Origin of the sequence: Streptomyces flavofungini (genome assembly GCF_014650815.1) — a bacterium.
Lineage (GTDB): Bacteria > Actinomycetota > Actinomycetes > Streptomycetales > Streptomycetaceae > Streptomyces > Streptomyces flavofungini.
On record NZ_BMVR01000005.1, the window covers coordinates 290,584 to 307,051 of the forward strand.

Below are 16,468 nucleotides of genomic sequence, written 5' to 3' on the forward strand. Positions count from 1 at the left end.
ATCGGCAACGTGCCGGGACCACCCCCGCACATGCGGGGACCACCCGATCCGGCCCGGCATTTCGAAGGGCGTCATCGGATCACCCCCGCAGGCGGCGGGGACCACCCCGGGATCAACCCGGTTACGAAGTCCTTCACGGGACCACCCCCGCACATGCGGGGACCACAACATCCTGGCCGACGAGCCACGCCTCAAGACGGGATCAACCCCGCGTGTCGCGGGGACCACGGGCGGCCCCGACCCTGCCCGGCCCCGGGCTCAACCCGTTGGCGCGGCCGCCGACTTGGCCTCCCGCCACTCCGGCGCGAGCACCGACCAGATCTCCTGGTCATGCCGCTTCCCCCGGTACAGATAGCTGCCCCGGAGAACGCCGTCACGGGTCATGCCAAGGCGGCGGGCGACGGCGATGCTGGGGGCGTTGGCCGAGGAGACCCACCAGTCCACGCGGTGGATGCCGCGCTCCTCGATGGCCCAGTCGATGAGGGCGCGGGCGGCCCGGGTCACCAGGCCCTTGCCGGCCGCCGCGGGCTCCAGCCAGCAGCCCGCCTCGGCGGTGCCCCGGGCCACGTCCATGGTGCGCAGGATGACCGCGCCGACGAGCTCGCCGTCCAGGTGGATGCCGCAGATCCGGCCGGTGTCGGTGGCGGTCTTGTCGGCGTACGCCTTGAGGTAGGCCCGGCTGGAGGCCAGGTCGTGGACCACGTCGGGCAGGCCGTTGTGCTGCCCGATGAACTCCCGCCCCCGGTCGATGTGGGCCAGGAACTCCTCGGCCTGCCAGGGCTCCAACGGCCGCAGCTCCGCGCCGTCGGCACCCAGAGATATCGCGTACATGATCGGTACCCTCCCCGTTCTCCCCGCGCTCCGCGGTGTCCGGCACCGCGGCTTGCGGCTCATTATCAGTGGTCGTGGCGTCGGCGGTCGTGGTGTCAGTGGTCGTGGCGTCGGCGGTCGCGGTGTCAGAGGCCGTGGCGCGTGTCCGTCGCCCGGAACGTCCGCCGGTACGCCGTCGGCGTCACGCCGAGCGCCGCCTGCAAGTGCTGCCGCATCGACTGCGCCGTACCGAACCCCGCGTCCCGCGCGACCTGGTCGACCGACAGCTCGCTGGACTCAAGGAGGTGCCGCGCCCGCTCCACCCGCTGCCGCGTCAGCCACTGCCCGGGGCTGACCCCGACCTCCTCGCGGAAGCGCCGCGTGAAGGTCCGCACGGACATCGCCTCCTGCTCGGCCATGTCCCGCAGCTGGATCGGCTCGTGCAGCCGCCCGAGGGCCCACGCCCGCGCCACGGTGGTCGTCGCCAACTGCGGTTCGGGAAAGGGGCGTTGGATGTACTGCGCCTGCCCGCCGTCGCGGTGCGGCGGTACGACGGTCCGGCGGGCCACCTCGTTGGCGACGGCGGTGCCGTGGTCACGGCGTACCAGATGCAGGCACAGGTCGACGCCCGCCGCGACCCCCGCGGAGGTCAGCACGTCGCCGTCGTCGATGAACAGGACGTCCGCGTCGACCTTGATCCGCGGGAACAGCTCCTGGAAGTGGTCGGCCGACGCCCAGTGCGTCGTCGCGGGGCGCCCGTCGAGCCAGCCCGCGGCGGCGAGGACGTAGCTGCCGGTGCAGATGGAGACGAGGCGGGTGCCGGGCCGCAGGTGGGCGAGGGCGGCGGCCAGCTCCTCGGTGAGGCGGCCGTCCTCGTACACGGGCCCCAGCTCGTACGAGGCGGAGATGACGAGCGTGTCCGCGGTGGCGAGGGCCTCCGGCCCGTGCTCGACGAGGATCGCGAAGTCGGCGTCCGTGCGGACGGGGCCCGGGGGCCGGACGGAGCAGGTCACGACCTCGTACAGCCGGTCACCCGCGGCGTTCCGCGCGCGCCCGAAGATCCGCTGGGGGATGCCCAGCTCGAAGGGGATGACGCCGTCGAGGGCGAGGACGACGACACGGTGGCGCGGCGGTCGTACGCGGTGGCGCGGCGGCCGTACGCGGGGCTCCTGGGCCTCGGTCATGGCCCGATCCTAGCGAATGCTGTCCTTCGGGCCACTCGATCGGGGTGGCTGGTTCTACGGATGCTGTCTGACGTGAACGAGACAACCGATCCGCGGGTGCGGACCACCGGGACCGAGCTGTCGAAGGGGCCGCAGCCGCGGGTGGGAGGCGGTGGGGGCGGGAACTGGAGGCCCCGGATCCACCGGGCCTGGTTCGTCGCCGCCGTCGCCTTCGTGACGATCATCGGCGGCGCCGCCTTCAATTCCCTGCCGGGCCTGCTCATCGACCCGCTGCACGACGAGTTCGACTGGTCGCGCGGCGAGATCGGCTTCGCGGTCTCGATCGACATGGCGCTGTACGGGCTCACCGCCCCGTTCGCCGCCGCGCTGATGGACCGCTTCGGCATCCGCAAGGTCGTGGTGGTCGCGCTCAGCCTGGTCGCGACGGGGGCGCTGCTCAGCGTATGGATGACGGCGAGCTGGCAGCTGATGCTCTACTGGGGCCTGCTCGTCGGCCTCGGCACCGGCTCGATGGCGCTTGCCTTCTCGGCGACGGTCACCAACCGCTGGTTCGTGGCGCGGCGCGGCCTGGTGACGGGCATCCTGACGGCGGCGGGGGCCTCCGGCCAGCTCGTTTTCCTGCCGCTGTGCGCGTGGATCGTGGACGAGCACGGGTGGCGCCCGGCGTCGGTGACGGTCGCCCTTGCGGCGCTCGTCGTGGTGCCGTTCGTGTGGCTGCTGCTGCGGGACCATCCGGCGGACGTCGGACTCGCCCCGTACGGCGGGGAGTTCACGCCGAAGCCGGAGCCGACGCGGGGTGCGGCGAGGCGGACGGTGCGGGTGCTGCTCGACGCGGCGAGGACGGGGCCCTTCTGGCTGCTCGCGGGCTCGTTCGCGATCTGCGGGGCGTCGACGAACGGCCTGATCCGCACACACTTCGTACCGTCCGCGCACGACCACGGCATGCAGATCACCGCGGCGGCGTCGCTGCTCGCGGTCATCGGCGTCTTCGACGTGGTCGGAACGATCGCCTCCGGCTGGCTGACGGACCGCTTCGAGTCCCGCCGCCTGCTGGCGGTGTACTACGGCCTGCGCGGCATCTCGCTCCTCTTCCTGCCGATGCTGCTCGCCCCGACCGTGCACCCGCCGATGATCTTCTTCATCATCTTCTACGGCCTCGACTGGGTCGCCACGGTGCCGCCGACGCTGGCGCTGTGCCGCGAGCACTACGGCGAGGACAGCGCGATCGTCTTCGGCTGGGTCCTGGCGTCGCACCAGGTCGGCGCGGCGGTGGTCGCGTTCCTGGGCGGAGTGGCGCGGGACGTCTTCGGGAGCTACGACGTGGTCTGGTACGCGTCCGGGGCGCTGTGCGCGGCGGCGGCGCTGATGGTGCTGGTGATCCGGCGGCGGGGGGTGGGGGGCGCGGAGTTGGCGGCGTGAGGGCGTCTGCACCGCGGGGTGAGGGCCTGCTTCGCGGGGTGGGGCACCTGCTTCGCGGCGTGAGGGCGCCTACTTCGCGGCGTGGGGGGTGAAGCCGCCGAAGGCGCCGCGGTGGAAGAGGAGGGGCGCGGCGGCGCTCTCGCTGCCGCCCTCGTCGGAACCTTCGGCGGTGCCGAGGGCCTCCACGCGGCCGACGACGATGAGGTGGTCGCCGCCGGTGTGCACGGCGTGCACGACGCAGTCGATCCAGGCCGGGACGCCCGCGAGCCGGGGCGACCCGGTGACCGGGGCGGCGTCGTACTCGACCCCCGCGAACTTGTCCGCCCCGCTGACCGCGAAGGCGCGGCACAGGGCGCCCTGGTCGGCCCCCAGGATGTTCACGCAGAAGACGCCCGCGCGGGCGATGCGGGGCCAGGTGGTGGAGGTGCGGGCGACCATGAAGGAGACGAGGGGCGGGTCGAGGGAGAGGGAGGCGAAGGACTGACAGGCGAAGCCTGCGGGGGTTTCGGGGGCCGCCGGGGCCGCGGCGGTTGAGGGAGCCGCCGGGGGCCCGGGAGCCGCGGTCGCCGCGGTCGCCGCCGCGGGGCCCGCCGGAGCCACGTCGGCCGAGGGGGCCGCCGGGGCGGTCACCACTGTCACGCCGGTCGCGAAGTGCCCGAGCACCCGCCGGAACTCGGCCGCGTCGACCGGCGCGCGCTCGTCCTCGCGGACGGCCCGCAGCTGTGGCCGGGGCAGCGCCTCGACCGGCTGGGCGGCGGCGGTCGGGGCCCCGACCGACCTGAGGTAGCGGACGGCGGTGGCCGCCATCCCTGCGTGTCCCATCATGCTTCCATTGAACCTGACGGGTTGTCAGATCGGAAGCCCCGCAGCCCTGTCGCCCCGCAGCCGTGGGGAACGGCCCCCGCGCCAAGGGGTGGTACGGCTTTCGCGTCCCTACGGGTGGTACAACTTCCGGGCCCTCTCGGCGTCGAGGGCCCCGCCCTCGGCCACCGCCAGGAACCAGTCCCGCTGCCAGGCCTGAGTGCGCTCGGCCTGACGGCTGGTCGTGGTGACCCACGGCGGATAGACCCGGAAGGCCCGCTTCCCGCCCACGCCGCCCTTGGACACGATGCCGCGCTCGCGGAGCACGTCCCGGGGGAACACGAACTGCCCGAAGTGCGCGCCGTCACGACTGCTGACGACGAACAGATCGACGGGGTCGGCGTCGTCGAAAGGCCGGATGGGCCCGGCCTCGGACCGCTGCCACACGGTGACGAACTGTCCGACCTTGGTGGGCGTCGTCTTGGCGACCCGAAACCGCACGGCAAGACCGTCCAACGTGAACGCGTGCGCCCCGTACTCGGCACTCTCGGCCTCGGGCACCGGCTCCGAGCAGGCGAAGCCGAGGGGGTCGTAGAGGAGCGCTTTGGCGGCGAGGAGGTCGTCGTGGGCGGGGGCTGGGGGTTCCCCGGGTTTCGCTGGCATTCGTCCATCTTGTCAGGGTGCTCTGCGGGATCTGTCTGGTGGTGGCTCCCCGAGTCCAATCGGCTCGGGACCACCCCGCGCACCCCCGACTACGCTTGGTTCCTTGTGTGCGAGGGGCACCGGGACGCGAAGGGCAAGGGGGTTCCATGGCGGACACGGCCGTCTGTGACGAGCTGGTCGGTGCGGCGCTCCTGGCCGCCCTGGAGCAGCGCTTCGACGCCGGTCTGCTTCCGCCCCGCGAGCCGCAGGCCATCATCCACCCCAACGGGTTCGTCAAGCTGCCGCTCGCGCGGACCGGTGACGGCGACACCAGGCTCTTCCTGCACGTCTGGCGGGCGGACAGCGCGGACGCCGCCGTGCACGACCACCGCTGGGCGTTCGCCTCCGCCGTGCTGTGCGGCGAGCTGTCGCACACCCTGATGGATGTGACCGTCACCCCCGGCTCCGCCGGGAGCCCCCCGAACTGCCTGCCCGTGGCCCGCTACCGGCCCGAGGACGGCAAGCACTGCTTCGACACGTCCCACGACGAGACGGCTGTGGTCAACCACCGCCGTACGCAGGTCTTCTCCGCCGGTCAGCGCTACGGCATGGACGCCTTCGTGTTTCATCGGGCGCACGCCCGGGCGGGCGCCATGACCTTCGTCGCCCGAGGGCTTCCGCGGCGCGCGTACTCCCGTGTGCTGCTGGACGGCGAGGCCGTACCGCCGGAGACGAGGCAGTGGCGGCGGCTCGACGAGGCCGAGAGGCGGCAGCATCTGCGCGCTGCCCTGGCAGCGCTGGACGCGCTGGAGGAGCTGGCTCGCCCGGAAGCGCTGGGATGAGTGGCCCGCCCGTGGGGCCCGCCGGTGCGCGGCCCGATGACCTCGACGATCCGGGGCTGCTCCACCGTCGCGAGGTGGTTCTCGTCGCGGCCGTACGGGTTGAGCGGAGCCCGGACGGGGCGTTCACGCCGGGACCGCTGCAGCGGCGTTGGCGGGTGGGACGGCCGAACGAGGTCGTGTCGGACACAGCCCGACGCTCCTCGTACACGAGTCCTCGGCTCGTCCCCCTGTTGTGGGCGCCCGACGTCCGATGGCACAGGGAGAGCGCGGGGGACGTGGTGTCTCCGGCCGGATTCCGGCTCGGCGCCGTGGAAGTGATCCGGCTCGGTGCCGTGATGGACACCGCCCTCGCGGGCATGGACACGCCCGCCGCGGCGAACGGGGTGGCGCTCCTGCACGGCACGCTTCCCGCCGTCAGACCCGCCCACCTGCCCAAGGTCCTGCAGTTCTGCGCGAACATCGACGCCCATCACCGGCAGGGCGAGCAACGGCAATGGGTGGCACGGCAGTTGCCGAGCGGCTGCCGCCTCGCCGAGACCGAGCGCGAGATGGTGCACGGCGTACTCGTCACCCCGCGGCGGGAACTGCCCGTCTTGCACGAGGGGTTGGAGCTCGACGCGCCGGAGCAGTGGCTGTGGAAGATGCTGTACGCGACTGAGTACGCGCCTCCGAGTGAGGCCGAGGAGGAACTGCGGGAGCTGCGCCTGCGCTTCCCCACCGCCGTGCGCGGCGTTGCGGGAGCCCGAGGGCTCTCCGTGGTGGGGACCGCGGCCGACCCCAATCCGGAACAGCCCCCGGACTTCCAGTACTTCGACGCCTCCAGCTTCCACCTGGCGACGCTGCACAGCGACGCGCTCGCGCTGGCCTGCCTGCAGAAGGCCGTCCTCGACGCGTTCGGCCGTGAGGTGGCCCGGATGGGGGAGAGCGAGCCGCTGCGGCGCAAGGTGGGCCAGTTGGAGCGGGACCTGCTCGTCTTCCGGCGCGGCTACTGGGCCGCGGACTTCGGACGGCAGGCCGTGTGCACGGCGATCATCCGGAACCTCCAGCGGGGCTGCGGCCTGCCCGAGGCGCTGCAGAGCCTGGTCGGCGATCTGGGTGAGCTGGCCCGGCAGGTGCAGGCGGCGGAGACCGAGACGACCAACGCCATCCTGGGCCTGCTGGCCGCGGTCGGTCTGCCGCTGGCGACCGGCCTCGCGATCTGGCAGGGGCTGCCGCAGTCGGGTGCGCCTTCCCTGTACCGGACGCTGGCGGTCACCTGCGTGACCACGGTCCTCCTCATGAGCGCCTTCCCCGGCCTGCGCCGCCTGTTCGTCACCCTCTTCCGGAGCCGCGCCGGTCGCGGGAGCCGGACGGGTCGTAGGGGGCGCATCGGTCGCGGGGGACGCCCGTGAGCGCCGCGTTCACCTGGCCGCCCCGCCACGCTGCGGGCTTCCCGGCGGGCTGCGCGGACACCGGGGACGTCCTCGGCCGGATCGCCGAGGACGGCGGGGGCACGATCACCCTCGCCGTGGTGACCAGCGCGCTCCGGGCCAGCGTGGAGGCGAGCGGGGACCACGACGCCGGGCTGCGCGGTGTGCGGGAGAGCCTGGCACGCACGGCGAGCACGACGGACACCGGCCGGTGGACGGCCTCGTACTACGGCAAGGACCTGGTCCTCACGGCCTCGGGCGTGGCGCCGCCGCCCCGGATGCGGTTCGGCGAAGGGACGCGGCACGGGTGGGCCTGGGACCGTGTGGAGCTCGGCGGGAGCGTCGCCCAGCGGCGTGAGTCCTTGCTGGCCGCCTGTTACGAGGTGTCGATGGCCGCACGGCTCAGGCGCGACCGGCCGGAGATCGAGGAGACCCGCAGCGGCCCGGTGCTCGACGGGGTCCCACGCGTCCTCGACCCGGCACAGGCCGCGTCGCTGCTGGCCGGGGTGTTGGTACGCCCCCTGGGCGGAGGAGAGGGGCTACGTGGCGCCGCGCCCGGCGAGGACCCGCGCCTGCCCGGTTTGCCCTCCGCCGACGGCTGGGCCGACACCGTTACGGGGCGCTCGCCCACCGGCTGCTACGTGGTGACGGACGTGCACGACATCGAGTGGGGCACCCTGCGCCGTCCGGACGGGGCCCGTCTCACCGAGGGCAACGCCCACCAACTCCTGCCGCTGGCCGAGGAGTGGCTGGCGGGCCGGACGGACCCGGCCAAGATGCTGGGAGAGGCGTACCGGCTCCGGCTCGGGCGCGAGACCGAGCTCCTGGAGCACCTGCGCGCGCTGAGCGACACGGTGCGGCCGACGGGGCGGCTGCACGCGACGCTGGGCGACGGGCTCAGTGGCCTCGCACCGGACGTGGCGACCGTCCGGGCGGCGGTCACGGCGGCCAACCTCCGGGCCGAGGGGCGCATGCACAGCGGTGCCGGAGTGACCCGGCTGGTCTCCATGGACCTCGCCGAGACGCGGGAGCGCGCGCATTTCAGCCTGCACGTGACCAAGACGCTCAAGGGATCGGGGTGTCCGGAGGCCGCCGTGCACGAGTACGGGAAGCCGCTGGGCGCCCAGAGCGCCGCGTACGCCCAGGACTTCCTCACCAGGCTCGCCCGCGCGGGAGCCGGGCGGGCGGGCCGCCATCATCTGACCCATGCCCGGCGGTGGCGTGACCGGTGGCTGGAGCACCTGCCGTCGCCGGCCCACGGGGAGTTCGTACGCCTGTGAGACGGCGCGGAACGCGTCAGGGGCCGACCCAGCCCCACGCATCCGGTGTCCAGGCCGCGTCCGCCCGGTCCGCCGCGTCCCCGCTCTCCCCGGCCCCGGGTTCCACGCCCCGCAGCACGGGCTCCCAGAAGTGTGACAGCCGCTCCGCCGCCTCGGGCAGTCGGCCGAACGGCAGCCCGTGCGCGAACGTCGCCGTGTCCCAGAAGTCGAGCCACTCGGTGGGCGGTGCGGGGAGACGGTCCGGGAGAGCCAGGCCACGGCCTGCCACCTCGGTCGCGAGATCCCGGCGCAGCTCGCCCAACCGCAGCTCGGGGAAGTCGGGGTGAGCCGCGGCGAGGAGCATGTCGCTCAGGTCCCACCAGTGTGTGTTGACGCGGCCGCCGCTGCGTTGCCGCGCGTAGCGCAACAGCTTCTGCGTCAGGAACCGGTACCCGGTCACCGACGGCACGGTGACCGTTCCCGTCGGCCCGGGGAAGTCGAGCGGCGTGACGCGCTCGGCGTCGCCCGCGTCGGTTTCCGGTACGAGGACCAGGCCCAGGAGCACGGGCGGCAGCGCCTCAGGCCCGTCGACGGCCACAAGGGCCCGGTGCACCGGGGGTTTCGCGCCCGCGCTGAACACCACCGGCTCGTGGCGTGTCACACGCACCGACTCCCCGCGCGGGCCGGGCGGCAGGGTGCCCGACGCCAGCAGCCGACGGCCCGCGTCGTCCGGTACGACCAGGTCGAGGTCGTTCGGGAGCCGGGCCGCCGCACCTATCCAGGCGGCCAGCGCCGCGGAGCCCTTGAGATACCAGCTGCCCGGTTCGAGAGCCTGCCGGAAGCAGTGCAGGACGACGGCCAGGGCCGTCAGATGGTGGCGGTCCGCGAGGGGGCGGGAGTGCCAGACGTCGGCGGTCGTGGAGCCGAAAGGGCCTGACGCGTCCGAAGTCCCCGTCGCATCGGCCGTTCCCGACGCCCTCGATATCCCTGTGCGTCGTTCCTCCGTCTCCATGTCACAACAGCGTAGAGACCTGTGGCTGTTGGCGTGGGGAGAGACCGTCGGCAGTTCGCAGGTCCCGCATGCGTGTCGAGGGCGGGGGCCTGTCGCCGCGGCCGCGCGACACGTCGACCCGGAAGGCGAGTTCGCACAGCGGGACGAACCCGGAGTCGTACGCCACCGCCAGCAACGCGTCGGGCACTTCGGCGGCGAGGTCCGGATGCCGCCCGGCGAGGGCCAGGACGCGAGCGGCGGTGAACGCGTCGGCCGCCGCGGTGCGCAGCAGCTCTTGCGCGGCGGCCCGACCGGCGGCCGTGCCCGCGGCGAGGTCGAGGTAGTGCACGGCGCGGGGGAGGAGTACCGGCCGGTCCCGGACGGCGCCGACGAGGGTCCGGGAGACGGCCTCGTCGGGCGGGGTGCGGGGCAGCGCGTAGCGGAGCGCGGTGACATCGTCGGCGGCCAGGCCGGTCCGCCAGACCTCCGCCGGGTGGCCGTCGATGACACGGGCGGGCCCGGCGAGCACAGCGGCCGGGGCGGTGACGGTGCTCTTCTCCGCCGACAGCCGCAGCCCGAGCTCCTGGAGGGCGGTCACCACTGCGGCGCGGATGCCGTCGGCCTCGGCGTGGTCGCGTACGAAGATGTGGAGGTCGTCGCCCCAGCGAGCCCAGCGGCCCGGTGCCAGGGCGGCCACGGTGTCGTCCAGCGGGGCCAGTGCGGCCGTGGCGAGCCGGTTGGACCAGCGGTGACCGGGCAGCAGGCTGCGGCCCGCGGCGCCGTGCAGGGCGGTGAGTGCTCCGGCGAGGCGTTCCGTCATCCAGGGCGCGCGGCGGAGGGTGGCAAGCGGCAGGGACCGGCCGAAGCGGTGGACGTCGAGGACCAGGACCAGCGGCAGTTCGGGCCGGGCGGCCAGGGTCCGGAGGTGCCGCTGCCGGGCCTGGTAGGCGGGGCGGTACTCCCAGCCCAGCGAGCGGTAGCTGAACACTTCGGGGCGTGGCGCGTGCCCGGCCAGGGCCTCCTCGGTGAGCAGGAGCAGCCGGGCCCGTGCGGCGCAGGAGACGACCGGTACGGTCTCCGCGCGCCTGGTGAGGGGGACGCGCAGTCGCCCGACGTGGAGCGGCTCGAGTGCCCCGTCGTCCAGCGGCCGACCGAGGGCGAGCCGACGGCGGACATCGGCGGCGCCGAGCGCGTCGGGCACGTACTCCGTGAGCAGGTCTCCGTCGAAGGCGGCGGTCAGCGCCCGGCCGTCCGGGGGCATGTCGTCCGTCATGGCAGCAGGATGACACAGACGGCGGCGGGGGCCGTGGTGGCAGGCTTTCCTTGAGGAGGCAACAGGGCATGGGTGAGGGGGAGTTGTGGGCGATGGTGACGCGGGGTGCGGAGACGGTCGACGGGGCGAGGAAGGCGCGGGAGACGGGAGCAACGGTGTGGACGGGGGCGACGGGCGCGACGGCGACATCGAGCGGATGATGTGGGCCCTGCGCGGCAAGACCGCCTGCCACGCGGGCGGGACGGAGAACCTGCTCCTGTCCCACCTCCTCGACACGGCGGCTGTCGCGGAGCGCGTCTGGGAGGACTTCCTCGCGCGCGCCACCCGCGACCTGCTCGACCGGACGGCCGGAGGGCCCGGCCGGGGGCGCGAACTGCTCATGTGGCTCGGGGCTCTGCACGACCTGGGCAAGGCGACACCGGCCTGGCAGGGCAAGCATCCCTCGGTGGCGAAGGCTGTCAGGGAAGCCGGGTTGAGCTGGCACGAACCGACTGTCGGGCGGTACGGGTGGTCGCACCAGCACGCGGGCGCACATCTCGTGAAACGGTTCCTGGCCGAGGCGCGTTGGCCCGCGGAGCACGTGGCCTGGGTCTGGCCGCTGGTCGCTGGGCATCATGGCTTCTTTCCGCTGGCCAGCGCCATCAAGCCGCCCCCGCCCGCGCGCGGCCAGGCCGAGGGCGGTGGACGCTGGCCCGAGGTCCAGCGGGCCCTGCTGCGCCGGGTGGGCGAACTCCTCGGACTGGAGCGCGTGGAGCGACTCGTACCCAGTGAAGTCCCCTCCCGTGCCCTCCAGTTGCACCTCGCGGGTCTCGTCGCGATGGCCGACCAGATGGCCAGCAGTCCCCGCTACTTCAAGGGCGTCGACGACCCCGCGAAGGTGACGCTCCGCGGGGCGCGGGAGCGTGCCGCCACGGCATGGCGGGAACTGGGCCGGCGCCGCGCCTGGGAGGACCTTCCCGTGCCCGACGACGATGTCTTCGAGCGGCGGTACGGAGAGCCGCCACGGCCCGTCCAGCGGCTGGCGACCGAGGTGGCCCGTACGATGCCCGCCCCCGGGGTGCTGATCGTCGAGGCCCCCATGGGGGAGGGCAAGACCCGGGCGGGACTGCTGACGGCGGAGATCATGGCGGCCCGCTTCGGCTTCGACGGCGTGTTCGTCGGCATGCCGCGCTGGGCGACGGCCGATCCCTTGTTCCGCGAGGTCAAGGAATGGGCGCAGGCCACGGGCGAAGGGCTCGGCGCCCAGGTCGCCCTGCTGCACCTGTGGCACAACTTCGCCCCCGAGTGGACCGCGCTGCACCACGCGACCGCGGCGCAGCGCGCGGCGGCGCTGGGCGACTGCGGGGAGCGCGCGGATGCCGGGCGCGGGGACGGCCGCGCCGGGCGGGCGCGGGACGGTGGTGGGGAGGAGGACGGCGACAGGGCGGAGGGGGACGACGGTGGGCAGAGCCCGGCGGACTTCTTCTTCGGCACGGGGCGCGGACTGCTGTGCCCGTTCGTGGTCAGCTCCTACGACGAGTTGCTGTACGCGGCCGCACGCGGCAACTGGGCGTCGATGCGGATGGCCGGGCTGCTGGGCAAGGTCGTCGTCCTGGACGAGGTGCACGCGACGGACGTCCACGGCTCGCAGTTCCTCCAGGAGGCGCTGCGCTGGCTCGGGCAGGCCCGGGTGCCGGTGGTGCTCCTGTCGGCGACGCTGGCGGCGGAGCAGCGGCGGGGGCTGGCGGACGCGTACCTCGCGGGCGCGACTGGTCGCGAGGAGCCGGGGGGCGAGGGGTTTGGGAGTGAGAGGTCAGGGAGTGAGGCGCCCGGGGGCGAAGGGCTCCCCGGCCCGGCGGGATGCGCCCGCGTCACTGCGGTCCACGCCCCGCTCGACGGCGAGGCGGCACCCGGCTCTCCGACGGTGCGGATCTGTGACAGCTTCCTCGCGGACCGGGCGTACACCGTCGACGTACTCCCCGAGGACGTGGCGACGGAGACGGGCGTGGAGGCGGCCGACGCGGCGCTCACCGCACGTCTCGCGGAGGAACTGGCCGACGGCGGGCGCGTGTTGGTGATCCGCGACACGAGGGAGCGCGCCCAGAGCCTCTACCGGTCACTGCGGGAGCGCTTCGACCCGGACGAAGTCGTCCTGCTGCACGAGCACATGACCGCGCGGGACCGCGCCCTGCGCACGGACCTGTGCCTGCGCGCCCTCTCCCCGCGCGCCACCGGCGAGGGGCCGCACCGTCTGCTGGTGGTTGCCACGAGGGTCGCCGAGGAGGCGTTCGACGTGGACGTCGACCTGCTGGTCACCGACCCCGCCCCCATCGACCTGCTCCTGCAGCGGATCGGCCGACTGCACCGCGACCCGCGCCGCGTGCGCCCCGCCCGCCTGCGCGCACCGCGTGTTCTGGTCACCGGCATGAGTACCGCCGACGCACCGGAGGGCACCGCGGACGGCTCCCCGGGCCCGCCCGGCTTCCTGCCCGCGTGCGAGGAGCGGTACGGACGCCACCCGCTCCTGATGGCCGCCCACCTGGTCCTCGCCGCCCACGGCGCCGACGGGCCCTGGACGTTGCCCCGGCGCATCCCGGACCTGGTGGCCGCCGGATACGGAGACGCCTCCGGCCTCCCGACCGCGTGGCGCCCCGCCGAGGAGGCCGCCCGGAGGCAGTGGCGCGACGTCCGGAGAAAACGCGCCGACCAGGCCCGCCGCCTGCTGCTGTCCCGGCGAGGCGGCGACGAGGGCGGCACTCTCGCCGGGCTGCACTATGTGGCGGCCCCCGTCCTCCGGGGCGGCCGGGGCCTGTCGGCTCTGGTGCGCGGCGAACGACCGCCGAGCGAGGCCGTGGTGGTCGTACGGGACGGCGGCGCCTACCGCACGATGGAGGGAATGCCGCTGGGCACCGACGGCCACGTACCCCCTGATCGCATCGACGACCTCCTCACCCACACGCTCGAGCTCCCCGCTGAGTACGCGCCGTTGCACCCAGCCGTCCTGCACCCGCTGCCCGCGTGGCGGAAGCGGAAGAAGGAGCGGGGGGAGCGGGGGAAGACGGCGGAGGTCGAGCCGCGGCTCAGCATTCGTCGGGCGCTGGTGCTGGATGTGCGGCACCGCGTCGTCCTTCAAGGGCGCCGACTGCGGTACGACGCCGAGTTGGGCCTGGTCGACGAGGGTGCCGTGGGCGGGCCCTAGGGCGGTGTCGCTGCCCTTTCCCGGGGAGCCTCAGCGGGCCGTCCGGGAAATCGACTGTTCACCCGCTGTATGCGATTCCGGTGTGAAAAGCTGGCTGACGTCCGTGGTCCGGACGGGGTGGAGACGGTCGCGTCGAGGGGGATGCGCGTTGTGGAACCTGCTGGATGAGCCGTGGCTGCCGGTGCGGGACCGTCCGGCCGTCAGTCGGGACGGGGGGCAACTCTCCGCCCGCCCGCACGAGATCAGCGTCCGTGAGCTTTTGCTCGACGCCCACGACCATGCGGAACTCCTGGTCGACGCCCCTACTCAACGCCCCGCCATCTACCGGCAGTTGCTGCTTCCCCTCGTGGTGGACGCCCTCGGCTCCCCCGAGGACGCCATGGCGTGGGGGCGCATGTTCACGGCCGGGCGGTTCGGCGCCGAGGAACGCGAACGGCTCACCGCCTATCTCGACGCCCACCACCACCTCTTCGACCTCTTCTCCCCGGACGACCCCTTCGCCCAGGTCCCCGGCCTCACCACCTCCGGGGACGCCACCAAAGGCGCCGCCGTACTGGTCGCCACCGCGGCCCTGGGCAACAACGTGCCGCTGTTCTCCTCCCGCACCGAGGGCGACCCGCTGGCGCTGACCCCGGCACAGGCGGCCCGCTGGCTGCTGCACGTCCACTGCTGGGACACCGGCGCGATCAAGACGGGTGCGACGGGAGACCCGAACGTGAAGGCGGGCAAGACGACGGGCAACCCCGTCGGGCCCCTCGGGCAGCTCGGCGTCGTCATGCCGCTCGGCACCACGGTGTACGAGACCCTGCTGCTCAACATCCCGTACGGCAGGAACCCCCGCAAGGACGACCTCCCCCAGTGGCGGCGTCGCGCCAAGGACGGAGAGGCGGCGGAGACCCTCTCCTGCGCGACGCCGGTCTGGACTGAGCGATCCGGCATGGGGCTGCTCGACGTGTGGACCTGGCAGTCGCGCCGCGTACGCCTCGTGCCCGAACGCACGACCCGCGGCGAACTGCGCGTATCCCGGGCCGTCGTAGCCGCGGGCGATCGGCTGCTCCCCGACATGGACATCGAGCCGCACACCTCCTGGCACGTCGACAGCGCCCGTACCCGCTCCCGGCGGACCGCGCGGAGCGGCGACCGGCAGGGGGAGCACGCGCACTTCCGTCCCGTGCGCCACCGGAGCGGGCGGGCGGCCTGGCGCGGACTCGACGCGCTCCTCGCCGTCCGCAGGTCCACCGTGGACCAGCACGCCACCGAGCGGGCCGAAGGCCTCCACACCAGCATCCTGCTCAGCCAGCTCGTCGACGTCGGCGACAGCCTGCCCGGCGGCTACGGCGCCCAGGTGGAGCTCACCGGCATCCGCTACGGCACAAAACTCGGCAACATCGAGGACGCCTACCACGACGAGATCCCGCTGCCCCTCGCCGCCCTGCGCCCCGACAGCGACATCCGCGGCGCCGTCCTCGGCGTGGTCGAACAGGCCGAGGAACTCGCCAGGGCCGTCAACGCCCTCTCCGCCGAGCTGCGTCGCGCGGTCGGCGCGCCCGCCGCCGCCCCGGGGACCTGGCAGTACCCGGGCGAGACGCTGCTGCACGCCCTCGACCCGCTGGTTCGGCGCCTCCTCGTCGGCCTCCGGGACGTCGGGGACGAGGACTTCGACCGCACCGAACAGGGCTTGCTGGCCTGGGAGGAGCGGGCCCACCGGGAGGCCTGGAGGATCGCCGACGACCTGCTCTCGGCGACCGACATGGCGGCCGCCTTCGCCGGTCGGGAGGTGAAGGGCAAGGACGGCCAGCCCCGGTTCGCCCGGCTGAGCACCGCGGAGACGTTCTTCCGAGCCAACCTCCGCACGATCCTGTTCCGCCGGGCCGCCCACCTCCAGGCACGGCGGCCGCCCGCGTCCGATGACCATCCGACTCCGGAGCAGTGACCACCGTGACCAACCCTTCGCCCCCTGCGTCCACCTCGCCCGCCGAGGCGGAGAGCACCGAGCGGCGCCCCCCGGTCCCCTACTGGCGCCGCCACCTCCGTGCCGACGGCACCTGGAAGCCACTGGTGGGGAAGAACGGGCCTCCCGGTGAGGAGCTGGCGGACCTGCGGTCGGGGCTCGGCCAGCCGGCCGGATCGGTGATCGCGCTCTGGCCGTACTACGCCGCGGAGACCGACGGCGAGCTCACGCCCGAACTCGTCGCCGAGCACGGGGCGCTGACTCTCTACGGCCTGCACCAGCAGAGCCAGAAGCGCCCCATGCACAAGAAGGGCGTCAACCTCGGTGCGGCGCTGCGCAGGCTCCGCGACAGCGAGAAGTTCCTCGACAGCGCCCTCGACCGCAGGGTCGAGACCGCGGCGACCACCACATCCGTGCCCGCCCTGCTGTACCGGCTCCGCGGCCTCGTCACCCAACTTCGGGGCCAGGCAATTCCGTTGGACTACGACCAGCTCGCGCGCGATCTGCGGCAGTGGTCGCAGGCGGAGCGACGGCAGTGGGTGCGCCGCAGATGGGCCCTCGCCTACTACACGCGCGGCGAGCAGAACGGGGCCGACCAGGGCCCGGCTGACGACAGCGGCGCCACCGGAGCGGGCACCCCGGCACCCGGCGCCCGCGGAGCGTCGTCCGGCGCCTGACCTCCACCGACCCGCCCGACCCGACCGGAGCC

The 16,468-nt window shown here is 73.9% G+C and carries 13 protein-coding genes; 7 read left to right on the forward strand and 6 right to left on the reverse strand.

Annotated elements, in window-relative coordinates:
- Positions 1-258: 258 nt before the first annotated feature.
- The gene (locus tag IE274_RS14730; protein ID WP_190116161.1) at positions 259-831 is read right to left on the reverse strand and encodes a GNAT family N-acetyltransferase; all 573 of its coding nucleotides are present in this window, start codon (positions 829-831) and stop codon (positions 259-261) included.
- Between the two features lie 125 nt (positions 832-956).
- Positions 957-1,994, reverse strand: a complete 1,038-nt coding sequence (locus tag IE274_RS14735) for a GlxA family transcriptional regulator (protein WP_190116162.1) — start codon at positions 1,992-1,994, stop codon at positions 957-959.
- Positions 1,995-2,054: 60 nt separating this feature from the next.
- Between IE274_RS14735 and IE274_RS14740 the strand changes: the two genes are divergently transcribed.
- On the forward strand, positions 2,055-3,413 hold the full coding sequence (locus IE274_RS14740; RefSeq protein ID WP_229909548.1) for an MFS transporter: 1,359 nt from the start codon (positions 2,055-2,057) through the stop codon (positions 3,411-3,413).
- Between the two features lie 69 nt (positions 3,414-3,482).
- Here IE274_RS14740 and IE274_RS14745 read toward each other — a convergent pair whose 3' ends face one another.
- Positions 3,483-4,238, reverse strand: a complete 756-nt coding sequence (locus tag IE274_RS14745; RefSeq protein ID WP_190116163.1) for a flavin reductase family protein — start codon at positions 4,236-4,238, stop codon at positions 3,483-3,485.
- Positions 4,239-4,346: 108 nt separating this feature from the next.
- Positions 4,347-4,877 (reverse strand): MepB family protein, encoded by a 531-nt coding sequence (locus tag IE274_RS14750; RefSeq protein WP_190116164.1) that lies wholly within the window; start codon positions 4,875-4,877, stop codon positions 4,347-4,349.
- A 146-nt stretch (positions 4,878-5,023) separates the two neighbouring features.
- Here IE274_RS14750 and IE274_RS14755 point away from each other — a divergent pair, with 146 nt between their 5' ends.
- The 3 genes from IE274_RS14755 to IE274_RS14765 all read left to right on the forward strand — a co-directional run bounded on the left by IE274_RS14755 (position 5,024) and on the right by IE274_RS14765 (position 8,387).
- The gene (locus IE274_RS14755; protein WP_190116165.1) at positions 5,024-5,698 is read left to right on the forward strand and encodes a hypothetical protein; all 675 of its coding nucleotides are present in this window, start codon (positions 5,024-5,026) and stop codon (positions 5,696-5,698) included.
- Between the two features lie 275 nt (positions 5,699-5,973).
- On the forward strand, positions 5,974-7,089 hold the full coding sequence (locus IE274_RS14760; protein WP_229909549.1) for a hypothetical protein: 1,116 nt from the start codon (positions 5,974-5,976) through the stop codon (positions 7,087-7,089).
- Positions 7,086-8,387 carry a hypothetical protein gene (locus IE274_RS14765; protein ID WP_190116167.1) on the forward strand — a complete coding sequence of 434 codons (1,302 nt, stop codon included), beginning with the start codon at positions 7,086-7,088 and terminating at the stop codon, positions 8,385-8,387. Before IE274_RS14760 ends, IE274_RS14765 begins: the two co-directional genes overlap by 4 nt.
- A gap of 16 nt (positions 8,388-8,403) precedes the next feature.
- Here IE274_RS14765 and IE274_RS14770 read toward each other — a convergent pair whose 3' ends face one another.
- The gene (locus IE274_RS14770) at positions 8,404-9,378 is read right to left on the reverse strand and encodes a nucleotidyl transferase AbiEii/AbiGii toxin family protein (protein WP_190116168.1); all 975 of its coding nucleotides are present in this window, start codon (positions 9,376-9,378) and stop codon (positions 8,404-8,406) included.
- Position 9,379: 1 nt separating this feature from the next.
- Positions 9,380-10,630: an RNA-dependent RNA polymerase family protein gene (locus tag IE274_RS14775; RefSeq protein ID WP_190116169.1), complete on the reverse strand. Its 1,251-nt coding sequence runs from the start codon at positions 10,628-10,630 to the stop codon at positions 9,380-9,382.
- A gap of 157 nt (positions 10,631-10,787) precedes the next feature.
- On the opposite strand from IE274_RS14775, the gene IE274_RS40060 reads away from it, so the two are divergent.
- From IE274_RS40060 to casB, 3 genes are all read left to right on the forward strand, one after another.
- Positions 10,788-13,808: a CRISPR-associated endonuclease Cas3'' gene (locus IE274_RS40060; protein ID WP_190116170.1), complete on the forward strand. Its 3,021-nt coding sequence runs from the start codon at positions 10,788-10,790 to the stop codon at positions 13,806-13,808.
- A 148-nt stretch (positions 13,809-13,956) separates the two neighbouring features.
- Entirely contained in the window at positions 13,957-15,741 is a 1,785-nt protein-coding gene (casA, locus tag IE274_RS14785; protein WP_229909583.1) for a type I-E CRISPR-associated protein Cse1/CasA, read from the forward strand.
- 5 nt (positions 15,742-15,746) lie between these two features.
- Positions 15,747-16,436 carry a type I-E CRISPR-associated protein Cse2/CasB gene (gene casB, locus IE274_RS14790; protein ID WP_229909550.1) on the forward strand — a complete coding sequence of 230 codons (690 nt, stop codon included), beginning with the start codon at positions 15,747-15,749 and terminating at the stop codon, positions 16,434-16,436.
- Positions 16,437-16,468: the final 32 nt, after the last annotated feature.